17 protein-coding genes are annotated in these 20,958 nt (G+C 46.3%); 8 read left to right on the forward strand and 9 right to left on the reverse strand.

Translation table 11 applies throughout. The annotated features are described in order from the left end of the window. Window positions 1-55: 55 nt before the first annotated feature. From nhaA to DWY79_RS17905, 6 genes are all read right to left on the reverse strand, one after another. Window positions 56-1,417 (reverse strand): Na+/H+ antiporter NhaA, encoded by a 1,362-nt coding sequence (gene nhaA / locus DWY79_RS17880; RefSeq protein WP_005862682.1) that lies wholly within the window; start codon window positions 1,415-1,417, stop codon window positions 56-58. Between the two features lie 113 nt (window positions 1,418-1,530). Next, entirely contained in the window at window positions 1,531-2,739 is a 1,209-nt protein-coding gene (locus DWY79_RS17885; protein ID WP_036611485.1) for a cation:proton antiporter, read from the reverse strand. A gap of 107 nt (window positions 2,740-2,846) precedes the next feature. Next, window positions 2,847-3,446 carry a YigZ family protein gene (locus tag DWY79_RS17890; RefSeq protein WP_005862686.1) on the reverse strand — a complete coding sequence of 200 codons (600 nt, stop codon included), beginning with the start codon at window positions 3,444-3,446 and terminating at the stop codon, window positions 2,847-2,849. Window positions 3,447-3,449: 3 nt separating this feature from the next. Continuing rightward, the gene (locus DWY79_RS17895; RefSeq protein ID WP_005857287.1) at window positions 3,450-3,671 is read right to left on the reverse strand and encodes a hypothetical protein; all 222 of its coding nucleotides are present in this window, start codon (window positions 3,669-3,671) and stop codon (window positions 3,450-3,452) included. Further along, the gene (uvrA, locus tag DWY79_RS17900; RefSeq protein WP_121961031.1) at window positions 3,668-6,523 is read right to left on the reverse strand and encodes an excinuclease ABC subunit UvrA; all 2,856 of its coding nucleotides are present in this window, start codon (window positions 6,521-6,523) and stop codon (window positions 3,668-3,670) included. Before uvrA ends, DWY79_RS17895 begins: the two co-directional genes overlap by 4 nt. Before the next feature lie 102 nt (window positions 6,524-6,625). Then, the gene (locus tag DWY79_RS17905) at window positions 6,626-7,381 is read right to left on the reverse strand and encodes a potassium channel family protein (protein WP_048928450.1); all 756 of its coding nucleotides are present in this window, start codon (window positions 7,379-7,381) and stop codon (window positions 6,626-6,628) included. Between the two features lie 197 nt (window positions 7,382-7,578). Here DWY79_RS17905 and gadC point away from each other — a divergent pair, with 197 nt between their 5' ends. The 7 genes from gadC to DWY79_RS17940 all read left to right on the forward strand — a co-directional run bounded on the left by gadC (window position 7,579) and on the right by DWY79_RS17940 (window position 17,108). Beyond that, window positions 7,579-9,066, forward strand: a complete 1,488-nt coding sequence (gene gadC, locus DWY79_RS17910; protein ID WP_005857294.1) for a putative glutamine/gamma-aminobutyrate antiporter GadC — start codon at window positions 7,579-7,581, stop codon at window positions 9,064-9,066. A 160-nt stretch (window positions 9,067-9,226) separates the two neighbouring features. Next, window positions 9,227-9,439 carry a hypothetical protein gene (locus DWY79_RS17915; protein WP_005857296.1) on the forward strand — a complete coding sequence of 71 codons (213 nt, stop codon included), beginning with the start codon at window positions 9,227-9,229 and terminating at the stop codon, window positions 9,437-9,439. 138 nt (window positions 9,440-9,577) lie between these two features. Further along, window positions 9,578-11,134, forward strand: a complete 1,557-nt coding sequence (locus DWY79_RS17920) for a DUF4435 domain-containing protein (RefSeq protein ID WP_005862693.1) — start codon at window positions 9,578-9,580, stop codon at window positions 11,132-11,134. A 98-nt stretch (window positions 11,135-11,232) separates the two neighbouring features. Beyond that, on the forward strand, window positions 11,233-12,999 hold the full coding sequence (locus tag DWY79_RS17925; RefSeq protein WP_005862695.1) for a glycosyltransferase family 39 protein: 1,767 nt from the start codon (window positions 11,233-11,235) through the stop codon (window positions 12,997-12,999). A gap of 24 nt (window positions 13,000-13,023) precedes the next feature. Continuing rightward, window positions 13,024-14,265 carry an anaerobic sulfatase-maturation protein gene (locus DWY79_RS17930; protein WP_005862697.1) on the forward strand — a complete coding sequence of 414 codons (1,242 nt, stop codon included), beginning with the start codon at window positions 13,024-13,026 and terminating at the stop codon, window positions 14,263-14,265. Then, window positions 14,255-15,787, forward strand: coding sequence for a TldD/PmbA family protein (locus DWY79_RS17935; RefSeq protein ID WP_048928449.1), 1,533 nt, complete (start codon window positions 14,255-14,257; stop codon window positions 15,785-15,787). Before DWY79_RS17930 ends, DWY79_RS17935 begins: the two co-directional genes overlap by 11 nt. A gap of 1 nt (window position 15,788) precedes the next feature. Then, window positions 15,789-17,108, forward strand: coding sequence for a TldD/PmbA family protein (locus tag DWY79_RS17940; RefSeq protein ID WP_005862700.1), 1,320 nt, complete (start codon window positions 15,789-15,791; stop codon window positions 17,106-17,108). A gap of 80 nt (window positions 17,109-17,188) precedes the next feature. Here the strand turns inward: DWY79_RS17940 and DWY79_RS17945 are convergent, their stop codons facing one another. Genes DWY79_RS17945 through DWY79_RS17955 form a run of 3 tightly spaced genes read right to left on the reverse strand, consistent with a single transcriptional unit; the run spans window position 17,189 to window position 20,292 of the window. Then, window positions 17,189-17,839: a hemolysin III family protein gene (locus DWY79_RS17945; RefSeq protein WP_005857308.1), complete on the reverse strand. Its 651-nt coding sequence runs from the start codon at window positions 17,837-17,839 to the stop codon at window positions 17,189-17,191. Between the two features lie 17 nt (window positions 17,840-17,856). Continuing rightward, window positions 17,857-18,063 carry a heavy-metal-associated domain-containing protein gene (locus DWY79_RS17950; RefSeq protein WP_005857310.1) on the reverse strand — a complete coding sequence of 69 codons (207 nt, stop codon included), beginning with the start codon at window positions 18,061-18,063 and terminating at the stop codon, window positions 17,857-17,859. Between the two features lie 15 nt (window positions 18,064-18,078). After that, window positions 18,079-20,292: a cation-translocating P-type ATPase gene (locus DWY79_RS17955; RefSeq protein WP_005857312.1), complete on the reverse strand. Its 2,214-nt coding sequence runs from the start codon at window positions 20,290-20,292 to the stop codon at window positions 18,079-18,081. 215 nt (window positions 20,293-20,507) lie between these two features. On the opposite strand from DWY79_RS17955, the gene DWY79_RS17960 reads away from it, so the two are divergent. Further along, on the forward strand, window positions 20,508-20,957 hold the full coding sequence (locus tag DWY79_RS17960; RefSeq protein ID WP_005857314.1) for a YhcH/YjgK/YiaL family protein: 450 nt from the start codon (window positions 20,508-20,510) through the stop codon (window positions 20,955-20,957). The last annotated feature ends 1 nt before the right edge of the window (window position 20,958 follow it).

A 20,958-nucleotide genomic window follows, 5' to 3' on the forward strand; every position in this document is an offset into this window, starting at 1 on the left:
ATGAACGGGCAGCATAACAAAAAAGAAGGTATCCTTTTCAGACACCTTCTTTTATTTAGATCGTTTCCACTTTTTCTTTAGGTAAAACCCATTTCAATACCAGATAACCGCAAAGACCGGATATAAACGATCCCGTGAATACACCCAGCTTCGCCTGATTCAAGAGATCGGCACCCGCCGCCGTACTGCCGTCAAAGGAAAGATTCGCTATGAACAAGGCTACCGTGAAACCGATTCCTCCCAACATGGATACTCCAAATAAATTACGCTTGCTCATCCCTGTAGGCATGGAGGCAAATGGCGTACACGCGAACAAGTAAGAGAAAGAGAATATACCTAATGTCTTTCCTACAAATAGGCCCACGAACACCGCCAACGGTACATTAACTAATGTCTGGGGTTGGATATCCCCGAATGTCACACCGGCATTCACGAAAGCGAATAAAGGAAGTATCACATAGTTTACCAAAGGATGCAACTTATCAGCGATGGTCTGCAACGGACTGATCGTTTTATCCGCCAACGTATGGATGTTATTCAATACCTGAATTTGTGTAGGTGTAAGTACTTCCGCTTTACGGGACTGACGAACCTCGGTATAGTCCAGCATATTCAAATACCCGGTCATATCACACGTGAAATCATCTAGCTTAACAACCGGACGGGCTGGAACCGTAAAGGCGATCAACACGCCGGCGATTGTCGGATGGATTCCTGACTCCAGAAATAGCAGCCAAACGATAAAGCCACCGATATAGAAAAACAATCGGTTATGTACCCGGAACTTTCCTCCCACATACAACAAAGCGAGGACTATCAGGGATATCAACAAAGGCTCGAAAGCGATATGCCCGCTATAAAACAGGGCGATAATTATGATACCTCCAATATCATCCACCACAGCCAAGGCGGTCAAGAAAATACGCATGCTCAACGGCACCCGCTTCCCCAACAAGCCCAATACGGCCAAGGCGAAAGCGATATCCGTAGCCATCGGAATAGCCGCCCCGTTTACCTCGGGAGGCGTATTACATACTAACATATAAAATAAGACCGGCACGATCATTCCACCACAGGCGGCGATAATAGGCAATAGCGCCTTCCGCACGGAACTCAACTCACCGATCAAAACCTCTTGCTTGATCTCCAGACCGATCACGAAAAAGAAAACCGCCATAAGGGCGTCGTTCACGAAAGCCAGCATAGACATGGTCTCGCCATGATGCGCGAAGAAGTTAAACTGCCCGGCTTGCAGATCGATTGGAAAAGCTAATAATAAATGATACTTATGTGCCCAAGGCGAATTGGCCAAGACCATAGCGATGATGGTGGCGGCGAATAGTAAAAGACTGGCGTTCGGCTTCTGTATAGCGAAGCGACGCAACGGTTTAAGGATAACATTAATCGTACGGTCCATAAATAATAAGTTAGATGAAGGTCTTCAACAATTGATCGTACTATGACTATTCCCGTTCCCTCCCAAGAGGGAAACGGGATATCATCTTGAAATACCTTCAAGTGTTTTTTCTATTAATTGACTGCTTTGGCTTTTCCTGCTTGCTCCAGGTTATAAGCGCTGCGTGTGAGTTTCTCTACCCAGATGACAAAGATACCAGTTAAAATTAAATTAAACACAATAGTTAACACAGAAATTATCAACATAGGGCCACCTAATCCATATCCCAAGGCTATGAAAATAACGCCGGCTCCTACCTCTCCACGGGTAAACATACCGATAGACAGCGCCAAACGCTCCCGTTTCATCCGGTCACGGTAGAAAAACAAAGGAAATAGTTTACCGATATTGGATAAGAATGAGACGATTACGACGTGTAAAGCGATCATCGACCATGACATCATCGGCTGGGAACCTGTCACCGTAGTTACTTCCGCCGCTTGCTGAGCGAAATCCACGCCCATAAACACCGGCATGCTCACTCCGACAAGGAACATAAAGAGATAAGAGATAAAATCGGACACTTGGTGCTCGATCTTGGTATCGATATGCTTATGCCGCATGATCATACCTACGACAAACGCAGGTAAAAGTACCTCGATATGGATGCTAGCCTCCTCCCCGTACATATGTTTCGATACCAGATAAATCACTTGCGTGATACCAAACGTCACGACGGCATAGAACAAGATGGCTTTCCAGTCTTGACGTACATTATAATATCCCATTTTCTTCCAGCCCAGGATCAAGAGCAATACCACAACCAGAATAATGACCCCCAATTGCCAGCGCAAGCCGATCATCATGATTTGCAACGGGATCATCAACAGGATCGTATCCAAGTCGTCGAAGATCGCCAATACCTGTACTTTCTTATATACCCAAGAGGCTTTTAGCCCGGCGGCGGCCAACATCGTAAACAAGATACCCGCCGAGGTAGGCGCGGCGAACCGGCTTAGCAACAGGTTCTCCTTCCAAGCGTCCCAACTTCCCCATAAATCGCCCGGAAGCAAGACAAACATATAATATAAAGCCACGAATATCCACGGAAACGCAGCCGTAGCCATCGCTATGAAATAATCTTCGGTATAAGACTTCCACCGGGTCTTATCAATCTCGAACTCACGCCCCACATTAATCATGATAAACGCAAGGCAAATAAACAAAAATGTATTAGAGATCGTCTTTACCAGCGAATACTGTTCCCCCACCATAGCGGGAAGCATTTGCGACACGACCAAACCCAACACTAGAAAAAGAGAGAATAAAAGAACTTTTTTCATTCAGATAAAACTATATTAATATTTACACAATAAAATGCAGGGGCAGGGTTCCTCATGAGCCTTGTCTCTACAAAAAACAATTGAAAATTGAATTAGTTGATCGCTTGCTACTCTTTTAGATAAGCGGTCTCAACCTTTAACAAACGATTTTTGAGGCGTTCAGCCTCTCCTTTACGGATACGAAGCGTCATCTCGCAATCCATCTCGAACTTCTGTGAGATGATAGCGGGGTTATCCTCTTTTACGATACGCATGATCCCGTTCAGGTATGGGTATTCGAAAACGACCGTGATGTCCTCGTCTACCGTACGTTCCTCGATCTCTGCGGCGGAGATAGCCTCGGCGGCGGCCGTGCGATAAGCGACGATCAGCCCACTGGTTCCTAACTCGATTCCACCAAAGTAACGTACTACGACAATCAATAAATCGGTCAGCTCATTCGAGTTGATCTGTCCGAGGATCGGTTTCCCGGCCGTGGAAGAAGGCTCCCCGTCATCGTTGGCCCGGAACGTCTGCCGCTCTGGACCTAACATATACGCCCAGCATACATGGCGGGCATCATAATATTGTTTACGGTATTTCTCCAGTTGCTCCTTCACCTCTTCCACCGTACGCACGGGGATAGCATACGAGATAAAGCGGCTGCGCTTCTCGGTATAATATCCCTCGGCTACTTGCTTGATGGTCTTGTAACTGTCGTCTGCCATAAATCAATCCGGTATTTTAGTGTTAGACACTTCCTCCCGGTACGCCCGGAAATCTTTCATGATCTCTTCGATCTCCTCGATGAAATAAGGATCTTTCACCTTATTCCTCACCTCCTCATAATAGGTCTCTATGGCAGCCAACGCACATACGTCCTGCCCTCTCAGCACGAAGTAAGGTTCCTCCTTCTCCACGCACTGCTTGATCATTTGTATAGGATTCTTCATTTTTTCTTATTTGCTATATCTAACTCTTCTTTCAAGAACGGAGCCGTAAACCCGACGCCACTCTTCGCTAAAGCCTCCGGAGTCCCGGTGAAAAGGACGTTACCTCCACGGCGACCGCCCTCGGGGCCCATATCGATCAAGTAATCGGCGCTTTTGATAACATCGAGGTTATGTTCGATAACGATGATCGTGTTGCCTTTATCCACCAACTTGTTCAATACCCCCAGCAAGACCCGGATATCCTCGAAGTGCAGACCGGTGGTAGGTTCATCCAATACATAAAGCGTCTTTCCCGTATCCCGCTTCGCCAGCTCGGTAGCCAGCTTGACACGTTGGCTCTCGCCACCGGATAAGGTAGTAGAGGGTTGCCCCAACTTGATATATCCCAGACCTACATCCTGCAGGACCTTGATCTTGGATAAGATAGTCGGGATATTCTCGAAGAACTCCACTGCCATATTAATCGTCATATCCAAGATATCCGCAATTGATTTCCCACGAAAACGAACCTCTAGGGTTTCCCGGTTATATCGCTTGCCGTGACAATCCTCGCAAGGCACCAGCACGTCCGGAAGGAAATTCATCTCGATCGTCTTATAGCCATTTCCCTTACAGGTCTCGCACCGTCCGCCCGATACGTTAAAAGAGAAACGTCCCGGTTTATACCCTCTCACCTTCGATTCCGGAAGTTCCACGAACAGATTCCGGATATCCGAGAATACCCCCGTATAGGTAGCCGGGTTGCTCCGGGGGGAACGACCGATCGGAGATTGATCCACATTCACGATCTTATCGACATGCTCGATTCCCTCGATGGCGTCGTATGCCAAGGGGTCTTCCAGCGAGCGATAGAAATGCTGGCTCAAGATCGGTTGCAGCGTGCGGTTTATCAAGGTAGACTTTCCGCTACCCGACACACCCGTGACGCAAATAAGAGTACCCAAGGGGAAAGACACGTCCACATGCTTCAGGTTATTGCCGCTGGCTCCCTTGATCGTAATAAACTGCCCGTTGCCTTTCCGACGCTCGGCAGGAACGGCTATCTCCGTGTTTCCATTCAGATAGGAAGAGGTCAAGGTATCTACACGCAGCATCTCCTTGGGCGTTCCCTCAAAGACGACCTCACCCCCCAGACGACCCGCTTTAGGCCCCATATCCACCACGTAATCGGCACTCAGCATCATATCCTTATCATGCTCCACGACGATCACGGAGTTTCCCGTATCACGCAATTGCTTCAAGGAGTTAATCAGACGGACGTTGTCCCGCTGGTGCAAACCGATACTCGGCTCATCCAATATATAAAGTACGTTCACCAATTGGCTTCCGATCTGGGTAGCCAAACGGATACGCTGGCTCTCGCCACCGGACAAGGTAGCGGAACCCCGGTTCATGGAAAGATAATCCAATCCCACATCCAGCAAGAAGCGCAGGCGGGAGCGTATCTCCTTCAATATCTCCGTAGCGATCCGAAGCTGTTTCGGGTCCAGCTTCTCCTCGATACCCTCCAGCCACTCGTATAATTCCGAGATATCCATGGCCGACAACTCGGCGATATTCTTTCCCGCTATCCGGTAGCTCAACGCCTCCTTATTCAACCGCCAGCCGTTACATTCCGGACAAGTGGCCATCTTGATGAATTGTCCCGCCCATTTCTGCGCCGAGGCGGATGCCTCGCTCTCCTGTTGCATCAAGATATACTTGGCGACTCCCTCATACGACAAGAAATAGTTAGACGATCCTAACGAGTCATTCTTGATCTGCAACCGCTCGTCCGTACCGTTCATGATCTCGTCCATCGCCTCCTCGGGAATATCCCGTATAGGCGTCTTGATCGTCACGCCATGCTTTTGGCAAAGCGCCTCGATCTGCCAGAATATCAACGAATTCTTATATTTACCCAAAGCGACGATGCCACCGCTATATATACTTAAGGATGGATCGGGAACGATCTTGTCCATATCCAACAAATTGACCTGTCCTAAGCCTTTACATTTCGGACACGCTCCTTGAGGGGAGTTGAACGAGAAATTATGCGGAGCCGGCTCACTGTAAGACAATCCAGTCACCGGGTCCATCAAGCGACGACTATAATGGCGAACCTCGTTAGTCTCGGCATCCAGTATCAGCACAAGGCCATCGCCTTGCTTCATGGCGATCTTCAAGCTCTCTTTCAAACGACGCTCGTCTGCCTTGGAGACAATCATCTTATCGATCACCACCTCGATGCTGTGCATCTTATAACGATCCAGCTTCATCCCATGGAAGATCTCTTTCAACTCGCCATCGACACGGACGTTCAGATATCCTTTTTTACGTATCTGCTCGAAAAGTTCCTTATAGTGCCCCTTACGATTACGGACCAACGGAGCCAAGAGATACGTTTTTTTCCCGTTGTACTCATCCAAGATCAGCCGTAAGACTTGATCCTCGGTATATTTCACCATCTTCTCCCCGCTCAAATAGGAATAGGCCTCTCCCGCCCTAGCGTAAAGCAAACGGAAAAAGTCATAGATCTCGGTAGTCGTACCGACGGTGGAACGAGGATTCTTATTGGTTGTCTTTTGCTCAATGGAGATAACCGGACTCAGACCCGTTATCTTATCCACATCGGGTCTCTCCATATTCCCTAAGAAATTCCGGGCGTAAGCCGAGAATGTCTCCACATACCGCCTTTGTCCCTCAGCGAAAATCGTATCGAACGCCAATGATGACTTGCCGCTACCACTCATGCCGGTAATCACCGTCAACTTATTCCTCGGAATCTCTACATCTATATTCTTCAGATTATGAACACGTGCGCCAAGTATGGATATGCGCCCGCCTTCCAATGCCTGCTTATCTTTTATCATCTTTTACCTATCTGGTTTTAGGGGCCGTAAAGATACGAAAAAAACAGAAGCCAATCAAACTTTCCAGCAAATCATAGTGTAATCTCAGCCACTTCCTTCCGCCTATTTACTCCCTTTGTCCTTCACCTCTGGCTGGGGAGAAGGAGCCTGTATGTTCTCATAAAACCTCTTTTTCTCCTCGTTACTTTTTTGGACAAGGCTTGTCACATATACCGTAAATATTGGAAACATCATCATGCCCAAAGCAGCCAATACGACTGAGAGGACTCGTCCCGTAACCGTAATAGCGGATATGTTAGAGCCAACCGTCGTCACATCCATAAACGCCCACCATAGAGCGTCCCCATAATTAGCCACCAACGGGTTCACCTTATGCTCCAAGACAAAAAATATAAGACTTGAGAAATAAACCGTGGCCAACAACATCGTCAAGTAAGAAACAAACAAGCCGGATGCCTTATTATACGATAACCATCCCACCACGATCGCCAACGCATACCCGCCCCGTACCAAAGGAACGAAACGTAAGAAATAACTAAGCTCGGGTGAGGTGATAATATGATAATATTCTATTATATTTTGGTAAGGGATCGCTACGAGCAAGAAAATAAAGTGCGTTCGCAAATAACGTAATTTATCTTTCGATAGGAAAAGTTCCAAAACAAAATCGAAAAGAAAAAACAAACAGATCCATAATTGAATCTTCTTATAAGAAGTTTGCGTGTAAAAGGGAATATTCTTAAATGTATCGATGGAGATACTGATAACCAAGAACAGCGACAACAATAGTATAATGATATGTAACACACCATATACCCCCTTCTTTCTCAATGCGAAATCAAATACGGCCATTTTCATAAGCGTTACTATTTATTTAATTATAATCCTTTTCATTTTGGTTTATGACAACAAACCTCATATACCATTTGTTTAAACAGCGAAATGTGTTAATTAACCAAGTTTTACGTAGCAAAAACAAAACATCTTCTTTGATTCGCTGTTATAAACTCAGACTTAAACGAGAGAAGTAATTCTCATTTTTAAAACATAAATCTATGGCAAATATCAACAAGACAGTAAAGCTAGGTGTGTTTACCCTAGCAATCATGAACGTGACGGCAGTAGTATCTTTACGCGGACTGCCAGCAGAAGCCGTATACGGACTAAGTTCGGCTTTCTATTACTTATTCGCGGCAATCGTATTCTTAATCCCGACCTCTTTGGTGGCAGCGGAATTAGCGGCAATGTTCCAAGACAAACAAGGTGGTGTATTCCGTTGGGTAGGTGAGGCCTATGGAAAACGTCTAGGCTTTCTGGCTATCTGGGTTCAATGGATTGAAAGTACGATCTGGTATCCGACAGTATTAACTTTTGGAGCCGTATCCATCGCCTTCATCGGTATGGATCATCCCGAAGATATGCTGCTGGCGAATAACAAATACTACACGTTAGCGATCGTGTTAATTATTTATTGGCTGGCTACATTTATCTCACTAAAGGGATTGAGTTGGGTTGGAAAAGTAGCGAAAATTGGAGGTATGGTAGGTACTATCATCCCGGCGGCGTTACTCATCATTTTAGGTATCGTATATCTAGCGACTGGCGGGCATTCCAATATGGATTTCCACAGTAACTTCTTCCCCGACTTCAGTAAATTCGACAACTTAGTCTTAGCCGCAAGTATCTTCCTTTTTTACGCAGGTATGGAAATGGGCGGTATTCACGTGAAAGACGTTGACAATCCTTCTAAAAACTATCCGAAAGCTGTATTTATCGGTGCCTTGATCACCGTTGTAATCTTCGTACTAGGAACTTTTGCGTTGGGTATTATTATCCCAGAGAAAGACATCAATCTTACGCAAAGTTTATTAGTGGGATTCGACAATTACTTCAAGTACATTCATGCCTCATGGTTATCCCCAATTATCGCTATCGCTTTGGCATTTGGCGTATTAGCAGGAGTATTGACATGGGTCGCTGGTCCTTCCAAAGGTATATTCGCAGTTGGTAAAGCAGGTTATCTGCCCCCGTTCTTCCAGAAGACCAATAAGATCGGCGTACAGAAAAACATCCTTTATATCCAAGGAGCGGCTGTTACACTTCTTAGCTTATTATTCGTGGTAATGCCATCCGTACAAAGCTTTTATCAGATCTTATCACAGCTTACGGTGATCTTATATTTAATAATGTATATGTTGATGTTCTCCGGAGCGATCGCATTACGTTATAAGATGAAAAAGGCAGGTCGTCCTTTCCGTATCGGAAAAGGTGGCAATGGCTTGATGTGGTTGATCGGAGGTTTAGGATTCTGTGGTTCCTTATTAGCGTTCGTATTAAGTTTCATTCCTCCTAGCCAGATTTCTACAGGAAATAATACGGTTTGGTTCGCCGTTCTCTTCATCGGTGTAATTGTTGTCGTTGCGGCACCGTTTATTATCTATGCGTCTAAGAAAGCATCTTGGGTAGATCCGAACACTGAATTCGAACCGTTCCATTGGGAAGTAAAAAATGACGTATCCGAGACGAATACGACAAAAGCATAACACACATTCATCTCGATAATTACCTAGTCCGGGCTGCGAAAATATTGCAGCTCGGACTTTTTCGTAAAAATAGCACAGAATATTTACGTTTTATTATGTGTATTATAAAAATGTAATTATCTTTGCGATAGTATTCATAAAATAAAATATCAAAAGAACTATGGCACGTACAGTAGATTATTCAAAAAAGGCAGAGAAAATCAAAGAGCAAGTAGATGAATTAGTACAAGAATTAATGGCTGCTAAATCGGCTCCGGTAGTCTCCAAAAGAAGTTTAAAAGTAGCTGACATCAATTTCGAGAACGAGGATGTTAATACATTAATGCAAATACAAGCTCGCCTCGCTCGCGTTATCTTGGAGAAGAGCAAATAAGAAAAAACTCTGCTAAGGTTTTAATAAAAGCGCCTTTCCCGTCTTTAAGGATGTTTCGGGAAAGGCACTTTATTTTTCAGGTCTCGTGCGAACTTTCAAAGAAAAAGCTTATCTTTGAAAACCTAATCAATAACATGTATGGAACTAACACTCCCAACGAAAGTTAATGTGACACATCCCATCATGCTAGACACGAAGATATTAGTCGTGATCGGAGCGAACGGTGCGGGAAAAAGCTCTTTTGGCAGAGATTTATTGGAGAGATATGCGGGTCAAGCGAAAAGAATATCCGGTATACATGCCTTATTCATCAGCGATGACGAATCTAAATTATCGGCCTCCAATGAATTCGCACGTTTACAGTCTATGATCAAAGAACGACTGTTCATGCCACGTATTTCTGAATACGAGAAACTGATTTTGCAACTCCAGAGCGAGGAGTTCGAGGCGGCAGTCAATTTCAAGGAAGCCTGCAAGACTAATAACGAAGTAGATCCTCCGATCACCAAGATAGATATTATACAAGCGATCTGGGAAAAGATGTTTCCGCATAATCGTCTGATACGAAAGTCGGGATTTATCGAGCTTGTATCCACGGGGCGTGATTCAAATTCCTACACCGCCGGACGCATGAGCGATAGCGAGAAACTGGTGTTCTACTTGATTGGGGCCGCATTATGCGCATGCCCGAACGCCTTGCTCGTGATCGAAGAGCCGGAAACCCTTCTCCACAACTCCATAAAGAACCAGCTTTGGGACGAGATTGAGGCGATACGTCCGGACTGTACGTTTGTTTATCTCACACATGACATTGATTTCGCCACCTCCCGCTCCGACAGCAAACGGATCTGGATTCGTTCTTACGATGCGGATCATTCCGTATGGGATTACGAGTTGATCGAGAGTAATGAAAGTTTCCCGGAAGAAGTATATATGGAAATACTTGGCAGCCGGAAACCGATCTTGTTTATCGAAGGGACCGACACGAACAGTATCGACAGCAAGCTTTACCCCTTCATATTCCCCGATTATTTGGTGAAACCGATGGGTGGTTGCCAAAAAGTAATCGAGACAACCAAAGCGTTCGGCCAACTGAAAGACTTCCATACATTAGATAGCAAAGGTATCGTAGATCGTGATAGGCGTACGCAAGGAGAAATAAACTATCTACGGGAACAACATATTTATGTACCGGACGTAGCGGAAGTGGAGAACCTATTGATGATAGAGGATGTGATCAAGACGGTCGCCAAACGGTTGATGAAAGATCCGGACGATGTTTTCAAGCAAGTGAAAGAAAACGTAGTACGTCTTTTCCAAAAAGAACTGGATTCGCAAGTAATCCTTCATGCCAAACATCAAGTCCGTAAAAAACTGGAGACTACCGTTGATCGCAAGATAACGACGGTGGAGCAATTAACCGAACATGTAGAGAGTATCCGTCTGAACATCCATGCGGAAGAAATATACAAAAACATAAAAGAAGAGTTCGAGTCTTATATAGAAACGGAGAACTACAAAAGCATCCTCCGTGTTTATAATCAAAAAGGGATGTTACCACAGAGCCGCCTATGCGCGATCTGCGGTATCAGTAACAAAGAGAGTTATTTAAACCTGATTCTCTCCATATTAAAGGAAAACAAGGAGGATGCGGAAGCGATACGAAAGGCTATCAAACATTCATTGGGCACATAAAAAGTTTCTAAAAATGCGGGGAAAGTCCATAAAAAATTGTTCTTTTGCAAACTGTTTTATAACATTAATGGGCCAAAGCCCTATATATTAATTGTCATATGCGTACACCTACACTTCAATATCTTTACTTGCAAAAGCCGGTAACCATGATGGTAGTAATCTGTATTATATCTGTGTTACCTTGGATTGGCCTCGGCGACTTTTCCACCAAAGGGGAACCTCGGGAAGCGGCCGTAGCGATCTCCATGCTCGAGACAGGTAATTGGGTCTTGCCACAATCTTACGCGAACGAGTTCGCTTTTAAGCCACCGATGGCGCATTGGTTAATGGCTGCTTTCTCCTATCCACAGGGATATGTTTCCGAGTTCACCTCCCGCTTGCCATCGGCTTTAGCCTTTATTACCTTGATCGGGTTCGTATTGGTCTTTTTCGGTAAACGAATCGTAAAGTTTCAGGAGGCATTCATAGCGACCCTCCTATTGGTCACCTGCGTAGAGATACATCGGGCGGCCATGACGACTCGGGTGGATATGTTGCTCACTACTTTCATCGTCATAGGGCTTTTCCAGCTATATCGATGGGAAGATAAATTAGAGCTGAAAGGACTTCCCATATTCATACCTTTATTATTAGGATGCGCCGTTCTGACCAAAGGACCGGTAGGCGTAGTATTGCCCCTATTCGTATTCGGCATTTATCTATTAATGTTAGGTCAATACAGTTATCTCACCATATTCAAGACTTTATTATATGCGGGAATTTCCTCTTTATTCCTACCGATGTTGTGGTATACCGCTGCATGGAAGCAGGGTGGAGATGAGTTCCTTAATGTCGTATTAGCGGAGAATTTCGCTCGTTTCTTACACCTAAACACTCCTGAAATTTCCTATGATCTGGGGCATGAGAATGGTGTTTGGTACAATTTCATGACGTTGGCGGCAGGCTTTATACCTTGGACTATTTTCTTTTTCTTCTCTTTATTCGGGCTGAAACTTAGTAAGCCTGAGCAACCTATTAAAGAGATCTTAAAGAATACGTGGAAACGTATCCGCTCCATGGAAAAAGTTCGTTTATTTAGTTTGGTTGCTTTAGTCGGCATCCTTTTCTTCTATTCGATCCCTTCCAGTAAACGAAGCGTATATTTAATGCCGGCTTATCCGTTCATTGCCTTGTTCTTGGCTCAGTATGCCTTATATATTACAGAATACCGTACGAAAGTAACTCGGGTATTCGCTGCCTTTTTAGCTTCCGTAGTAAGTGTCGTCATGATAGCGATCTTGCTTACGGTATTCAGTATTATTGATCCTGTTGGTATCGTCGGTCAATATACACAAAACGCATCGACCTTGGACATGGTACAAATGGTATCAAAAGTATTAGTTCACCCCAGTACGCTTACGATCTGTATTATCTTCATAAATCTATTGATATTAGGAACGGTCTATTACCAGATGTTCAAGAAAATAAATATCAAGATTCTCTACGCTACGATAGCCTTGACATTCTCGGTTAATTTATTAATTGATGGTGTCATTATGAGAGGTATTCGTGAAGGGGATTCTTGCCGTGTTTTCGCTGAACGTATCCTGAAAGAATATCCATTGAATAAAAAGAATGTATATGTCGTAAATAACCTTCGGATTTATCGGAATCTGTACGGGTTAAACTTCTATATGGGAAATATCTTCCATGACTTCGATAAAGAAACACCCGCCAAAGGTTATTTCCTGATCGGAGAAAATGAGATGGAAAAGGTACTTTCCACATACGGGGATAAATATACCTTCCGTACACTGACTAAGTCAGATCAAACGTTCAGCGAGCTAAAACAAAAAATCGTGCTTAGCGAGTTCGAGTTGAAATAGAAATGTAATATCTAATAGTATACCATGAATAGTTCCTATATTTCCCCTTTCGCCAAGCCGGTCTACATCATGTTGAAACCGGTTGGTTCTGTTTGTAATTTGGCATGCGAGTATTGTTATTACCTTGAGAAAAGTAAGTTCTATCCGGACGTGAAGAATCACATCATGACGGATCAGATACTCGAGAAGTTCATCAAGGAATACATGGAATGCCAAACCATGCAAGAAGTCTTGTTTACATGGCATGGAGGCGAGACGCTGATGCGGCCGATCAGCTTCTATAAAAAAGCCTTGGAGTTGCAGCGTAAGTATGCGGGAGGACGGCAAATAGATAACTGTATCCAAACCAATGGTACCCTATTGAATGATGAGTGGTGCCAATTTTTCAAGGAAAATAATTTCTTGGTGGGTGTATCTATCGATGGCCCGCAAGAGTTCCACGACGAATACCGTAGGAACCGGCAGGGACTCCCCTCTTTCTATAAAGTGATGAAGGGAATCGAGTTGCTGAAAAAACATGGGGTAGAATATAACGCCATGGCCGTCGTGAATGATTATAACGTGGATTATCCGCTGGAATTCTATAATTTCTTCAAGGAACTGGATTGCCGTTTCATCCAATTCGCCCCGATCGTGGAGCGTATCGGCCGGCACAAGGAAGGTACCAAGCTATCTTCTCCCGAGGAGCAAGACGCAGCGATCGAGCTAGCTCCGTTCTCGGTAGATAGCGAGAAATGGGGGGATTTCCTTTGCGCCTTGTTCGACGAGTGGCTGAAAGAGGATGTCGGCAAGTTCTACATCCAATTATTCGATTCCACCTTGGCGAACTGGGTAGGCGAGCAACCCGGAGTTTGCTCCTTGGCCCGCCATTGCGGTCACGCCGGGGTAATGGAGTTCAATGGCGACGTGTACGCTTGCGACCATTTCGTATTCCCGGAATACAAACTCGGGAATATCCAAACAAAGACATTAACGGAGATGATGTACAGTCCGGTACAACAAAAGTTTGGAACGGATAAAGAAGATAAGCTCCCTACGCAATGCAAGGAATGCGAATATCTTTTCGCTTGCCATGGGGAATGCCCGAAAAACCGGTTCCTCCATACGCCGAATGGAGAGCCGGGACTAAATTATCTATGTAAGGGATACAAGAAATTCTTCAAGCACGTAGCTCCTTACATGGATTTTATGAAAAAAGAGTTATTGAATCAACGTCCACCCGCAAACGTGATGGATTGGGCTAAACAACAACAACATGAATATTAACAGACGTGATTTCATTAAAACAGGAAGTATGGTTATGCTTGGAACATTAGCGGCTCCTTCCCTACTAGGAAGTTGCACCGGTAGTGAGAGTGATAAAGCAGCCGGTATTTCATTCGCCATGAATTATTTCAAGGTGAGTGAGGGGGATTTGAGGAAAGTATTGGCGGCAGCCTTGGAGAAAGGCGGGGATTATGCCGATTTGTTTTTTGAGCATTCATACAGGAACAACGTAGGGTTGCAGGATGGTGCCGTAAACCGTGCCTCATCTAACATCGATTTTGGGATGGGCGTACGTGTTTTGTCCGGCGACCAAACGGGATATGCCTACGTGGAGAACGTCAGCTTGGACGAGATGCTAAAGGCGGCTCGTACGGCCGCGCGTATCGCCACCGGATCAGCGAATACCGCTCCTATCAACTTAACGGAAGAAAAGCATACGAACAATTTCTATAGCGTACAAACACCTTGGGACGAGATAGCCATTAATGACAAGATGCCTTTCTTGCAGAAACTGAACGATCAGATATTCGCCAAGGACAATCGGGTCACCAAGGTGATGGCCTCTTTGGGAGACACGACCTCTCATATCTTATTCTGTAACTCGGAAGGGCAGATTTATTACGATTATCGCCCGATGAGCGCCTTGAGCGCCGTCTGCATCATGGAGGATAACGGGAAGATCGAGAACTCGTACGCCGCACGGGCTTTTCGTATGGGAGCGGAATTCCTGACGGACGACCTGATCGACGAGCTTGCCCAAGAGGCGGTGGATAAGACCTCTATCTTATTTCAGGCGATCAAGCCAAAAGGCGGGGAAATGCCCGTTGTCATGGGTGCCGGTGGCTCTGGCATCTTATTGCACGAGGCGATCGGCCATGCTTTCGAGGCGGATTTCAACCGTAAGAACACCTCTATTTTCTCTGATCAACTGAACAAGAAAGTTTGCAACGAGCATATCAACGTGGTGGACGACGGCACGATTCCTTTCAACCGGGGCTCGGTCAATATCGATGACGAGGGTGTGGACGGACAAAAAACCTATATCGTACGGGAGGGAGTCTTGACCAGTTATCTGCACGATCGTATCAGCGCGAAACATTACGGCATCCCCTCTACGGGCAATGGCCGCCGGGAGTCTTTCCGTCAGATGCCTATCCCCCGTATGCGTGCCACTTATATGGAAGCGGGCAACGTGACGGAAGAGGAGATCATCTCTACCGTAAAGAAAGGTATCTATGCCGCCAACTTCACGAACGGGCAGGTACAGATCGGCGCAGGCGATTTTACCTTCTTCGTGAAGGATGGTTACTTGATCGAGAACGGCAAGCTTACCCAACCTATCAAGGATATCAATATCATCGGTAACGGCCCGAAAGCGTTGGCGGATATCACGATGGTGGGTAATAATTACAAAATGGATAACGGCACATGGACCTGCGGTAAGGATGGACAGTCTTGCCCGGTAACCTGCGGTATGCCGTCGGCCTTAGTCAGCAAACTTACAGTAGGAGGAGAAAACTAATATGATAACAAACGAAAATAAGAAATTGGCTCAATGGGCCATGGAATATGCCTTGAAGAATGGTTGCCAATCTTCACGTGTCACGCTTTACAATGGTTCCAGCAGTTCGTTTGAGATACGGGATATGAAAATAGACCGTCTGCAACAGGCGTCCGAGAACAGCATGGTGGTTCATTTGTTCGTGGACGGCCGTTACGGCTCCTACTCTACCAATCGCTTGGATAAGAAAGAGCTGGAGAAGTTCATCAAGGATGGTATCGCCGCCACTCGTTTCCTCGCCGAGGACAAGGCTCGCACGCTGCCGGACGCTTCCTTGTATTATAAAGGTGGGGCGGCGGACTTGCGATTGGTCGACCCGAATTTCGACTCCGTGCAACCGGACGACAAGGTAGCGTTGGCCATGAGCGTCTGTGAGGAAATCATGGGCAAGGACGACCGGATCATCTCCGCCAACGCTTCCTACAGCGACGAGAAGGACTTTAAGTACATGGTAGCCAGCAACGGTTTCGAAGGCGAGGCTTCTGGTTCCTCTTATGGCTTGGTGGGGAGTGTCAGCATCCGTGGGGAGGGTGACGCCCGTCCCGAGTCTTATTGGTACGACTCTTCCTTGTATTATGACGAGCTGGTGAAGACCGGTATCGGTACGAAAGCGCTGGAACGGGTGCTTCGAAAACTGGGACAGCGGAAAGTGGCGTCCGGTAAATATACCATGATCGTGGATAACATGAACTCCAGTCGTCTGCTTTCTCCAGTAATCGGAGCCATTTACGGTTCCTCCATCCAGCAAAAGAACTCTTTCTTGTTGGATAAGATCGACCAAAAGGTAGCGAGCGACAAGATGACCTTGATAGATGAGCCTCATTTGGTAAAGGCTTCCGGCGCACGTTATTTCGATAGCGAGGGTGTTGCCACGAAACGTCTTCCGGTATTCGAGCAGGGTATATTGAAAACGTATTATATCGATACGTATTCCGCCAACAAGATGGGCATGGAACAAACGATCGGCTCTCCCTCGATTCTTACCATGCGGAATGGTGATAAGGATCTGGACGGATTGATCGCCTCTATCGACAAAGGTATATTGGTGACCGGCTTCAACGGTGGAAACTGCAATAGCACGACCGGCGATTTCTCGTATGGCGTGGAAGGTTTCTTGATCGAGAGAGGCAAGCTATCCCAACCGATCTCCGAGATGAACGCCACGGGTAATATGCTCTCCCTATGGAGTAACCTAGCGGAAGTCGGAAACGACCCCCGCCTATCCTCCAGCTGGCGAATCCCTTCCTTGCTTTTCAATGGGGTTGATTTTAGCGGATTATAAATACAAGAAACAACATCCGGAAGAACAAGAATAAAAGAAGCCGGAACCGCTAAACACAGTTCCGGCTTCTTTATTTTTCCTTACACCAAATTATAGATCGCTATAAAATGGCAAACCGTTCCCCCGAGAACGAATAAATGCCATGCGGAATGCATATATTTATATTTATCCAGAAAGAAGAAAATCGTTCCTAAGGAATAGAACAAGCCTCCTCCGATCAACCAATATAAGACATACATCGAATCCGTACGCTGGAAAACATCGATCAAAGGTTTGAAAGCGATAATCACCACCCAGCTCATCAGCAGATAACAAACCGTTTTCAGATTATCCTTTTTCTTCATCCGACGGAAACTAAACCATACGCCGATAACCGCGGCCAGCCAAACCGTAATAAATAATCCCCAGCCCCAGAAACCCTCGTCGCGGAGAGCCACCAAGGTAAATGGCGTATAAGTACCCGCGATATGCAAATAAATAGCGCTATGATCCCAACGGCGCAACTGGCATTTTCGCTTGGGATCGGAAGCGGCGTGGTAAAAGGTAGATGTCACATACGAGGAAGTCATGCACAACGCATAAACGGCGAAACTACCGATCACCCACGGATCACCTGTACGAATCCCGGCGATCATCAAGACGACAATCGCCGTTAAGCCGAACAACATGCCCGCGCCATGCGTAAGCACATTCGCTACTTCCTCACCATGAGTCTGTCTTTGTTTTCTCATCCATCCGATCGCTACGACTACAAGGCGCTGGCCTTGAAACCGGCCTCCGATACGGCTGAAAGAATGGTCTCCGCCGGAAGATCGGTTGTTATAGTCAATGTTTTATCCGGGGATTTCAAGTCGATCGACCATGCGTCCTCTTTTACTAATTTATTCAACTTAGCACCGATAGCCGCCACGCATCCGCCACATTTAGCGTTTGTCTTAAATTTTAATGTTGCCATATCTCTATTTATTATTTAAAGTTTACTCCATTTCAACCGTAAGCTATTTAATACCACCGACACGGAACTGAAAGCCATCGCGGCGCTAGCCAACATCGGGTTCAGTAACAGTCCGTTCACCGGGAATAAGACACCCGCCGCCAATGGGATTCCGATCAAATTATAGATAAATGCCCAGAATAAATTCTGATGGATCGAGCGAACCGTACGTTTCGACAAGCGGATCGCATCCGGCAATAACATCAAATCCGAAGTAATCAACGTGACCATCGCCACATCCATGGCGATATCCGTTCCCTTACCCATCGCAATGCTCACATCCGCACGGGCTAAAGCTTGCGAGTCGTTGATACCATCCCCAACCATAGCCACTTTCCTTCCGGCGGCTTGCAAGGAACGGATATACTCCTCCTTATCGCTCGGCAAGACATCCGCCTTATAATGACGGATATCCAGCATGGCCGCAACAGTCTCGGCAGTCCGTTTCCCATCGCCGGTCAATAAATGAACCTCGATACCCATTTCTTTCAAGGCCTCTACCGCCTCTCCCGACGTAGGTTTCAACCGATCCGAAATAGCCATGACCGCAAGCAATTCCGATTCCCAACCGTAATAAACGATACTCTTGCCATCCTCTTCCCACCGGATGATTTCCCGCCCAGCCTCGGGCGGAACCATCGCCTTGAAGGTTTCCAAAAAGCCTTTGCTTCCTACCCAATACGTCACGCCATGTACCTGCATTTGGATACCACGCCCCGTTACGCTCTCGAAACTATCAGCGTCGATCTCCGCAGCCTCCGTTCCTTTCAACCATGAGAGGATAGCGGACGCCAAAGGATGCTCAGACTTCATCTCGGCGGTATAAAGGATATCCAGCATATCCCGGCTCGCCTCCGATATCCAGAAAGAGTCTGTCACCTCGGGCACGCCCTCGGTCAAGGTCCCGGTCTTATCCAGCACGACGGTATCCACCTTACAAAGGTTTTCCAAGGCAAAAGCGTCTTTGATCAATATATGATGCTCGGCGCCTTTACCCATCCCGACCATCAAGGCAGTTGGCGTAGCAAGTCCCAACGCGCAAGGGCAAGCGATCACCAATACCGATACCGCCGATAAGAGAGCGTACGAGAAGTACCCGCTTCCTCCTACTACCAGCCAGACGATAAAAGTGAGTATCGCCAATCCGACAACGATCGGTACAAATATACCACTTATTTTATCAACGATACGCTGCACGGGTGCCTTACTTCCTTGAGCGGCTTGTACCATCTGTACGATTTGCGATAATACGGTAGCGCTCCCCACCCCGGTCGCCTCCATCAAGAAAGCGCCCTTTTGGTTGATCGTCCCGGCCAAGACCCGGTCACCTTGTGATTTCACGACAGGGATCGGCTCGCCACTCAACATGCTCTCATCCACGGAAGAGGAACCTTGAGACACCGTGCCGTCCACCGGGATCTTCTCACCGGGACGGACACTGACAAGATCTCCCACCCGCAAGAACGAGATAGAGACCTCTTCCTCCTGTCCATCCCGCACACGACGGGCGGTTTTAGGCTGCAATCCCATCAAGCTCTTGATAGCGGAAGAAGTGCTGTTCTTCGCCCGCTCCTCCAGAAGTTTACCCAACAGAACGAACGCTATGATCACGCCGGATGCCTCATAATAAACATGCGGCTCCAATCCTTTCTCATACCAGAACCGCGGATATACGGTATTGAAGAAACTGAACAGGAAAGCGATCGAGGTACTCAACGCCACCAACGTATCCATATTGGCGCTACCGTGCAACGCATGGCGCACGCCGTTCACGTAGAACGACCGCCCGAACACGATCATAATCACCAAGGCCAGCGCCATCATGATCCAGTTACCGCCGGGCGTATGCATAAACACCATTCCCAGCAGGGCCAGCGGAATGGAAAGTACCCACGCCCCGATCGTATTCCGGCGTAGCTTCCGGTAATGCTCTCGTGCCATCTCTTCCTGTACCGCCGTCGGATCCTCTACCTCCACGACCAAATCGTATCCGGCCTCCTGCACGGCCTCTCTCATTTTCTGAGGAGTAATCAAGGATGGATGGTATTTGACGGAAAGCGTATTCGCCGCGAAATTCACCGATGCCTCCTCCACGCCGGGAAGTCCCTTCACCGTATTCTCTACGTTATTGGCACATACGGCACAACTCATCTCGAGAACCGGTAGTATAATTGTCTCCAAATCTTTCATAGATCGTATCACCTGTTTAGTTATATATAAATGAATAACAAAGATACGATAAATATGATTGCAACCAGATTGCAAACTTTACGAAACAGTATTTACGTACGTTAAGAAACCTAGGAACTTAATAGATTTATTTGAGAAATATGACTATTATTTAACAGGGAAATACCCGACATTTGTAACGATTTTCAAACCAATTACTAAAACTTAATAACAATATGATTCTAGACTCACTTGAGAACTCTAAGCGGATCGAATGTATCCATCCGCTGTTTAAGCAGGCTTTTGACTATGTTAAGTCTACTGATTTTTCAAAAATGGAAGATGGTAAATACGATATAGCGGACGCTGGTTTCACGGTTAGCATCGCCAGCCTCTTCGGAAAGGAGAAGTCGGAAGCGGCCATCGAGACCCACAAGAAATTTATCGATATCCAATTCCCCTTATTGGGCGTAGAGAAAATCGGATGGAAACCGGGAGATCAATTACTAGAGGAGTCCGTTCCATACAACGAGGAGCAAGATATCGCCTTTTATATCGACAAACCTACCGCCTATACGAAAATCTATCCCGGACAATTCGCCATTTATTTCCCGGAAGACGGGCACGCCCCGGGTATCGGCCAAGGGAATATCCGGAAGGTGGTTATCAAGATCCCGGTCCAATAGT

The organism is Parabacteroides sp. AF27-14 (genome assembly GCF_003635425.1).
GTDB classification, from domain to species: domain Bacteria; phylum Bacteroidota; class Bacteroidia; order Bacteroidales; family Tannerellaceae; genus Parabacteroides; species Parabacteroides distasonis.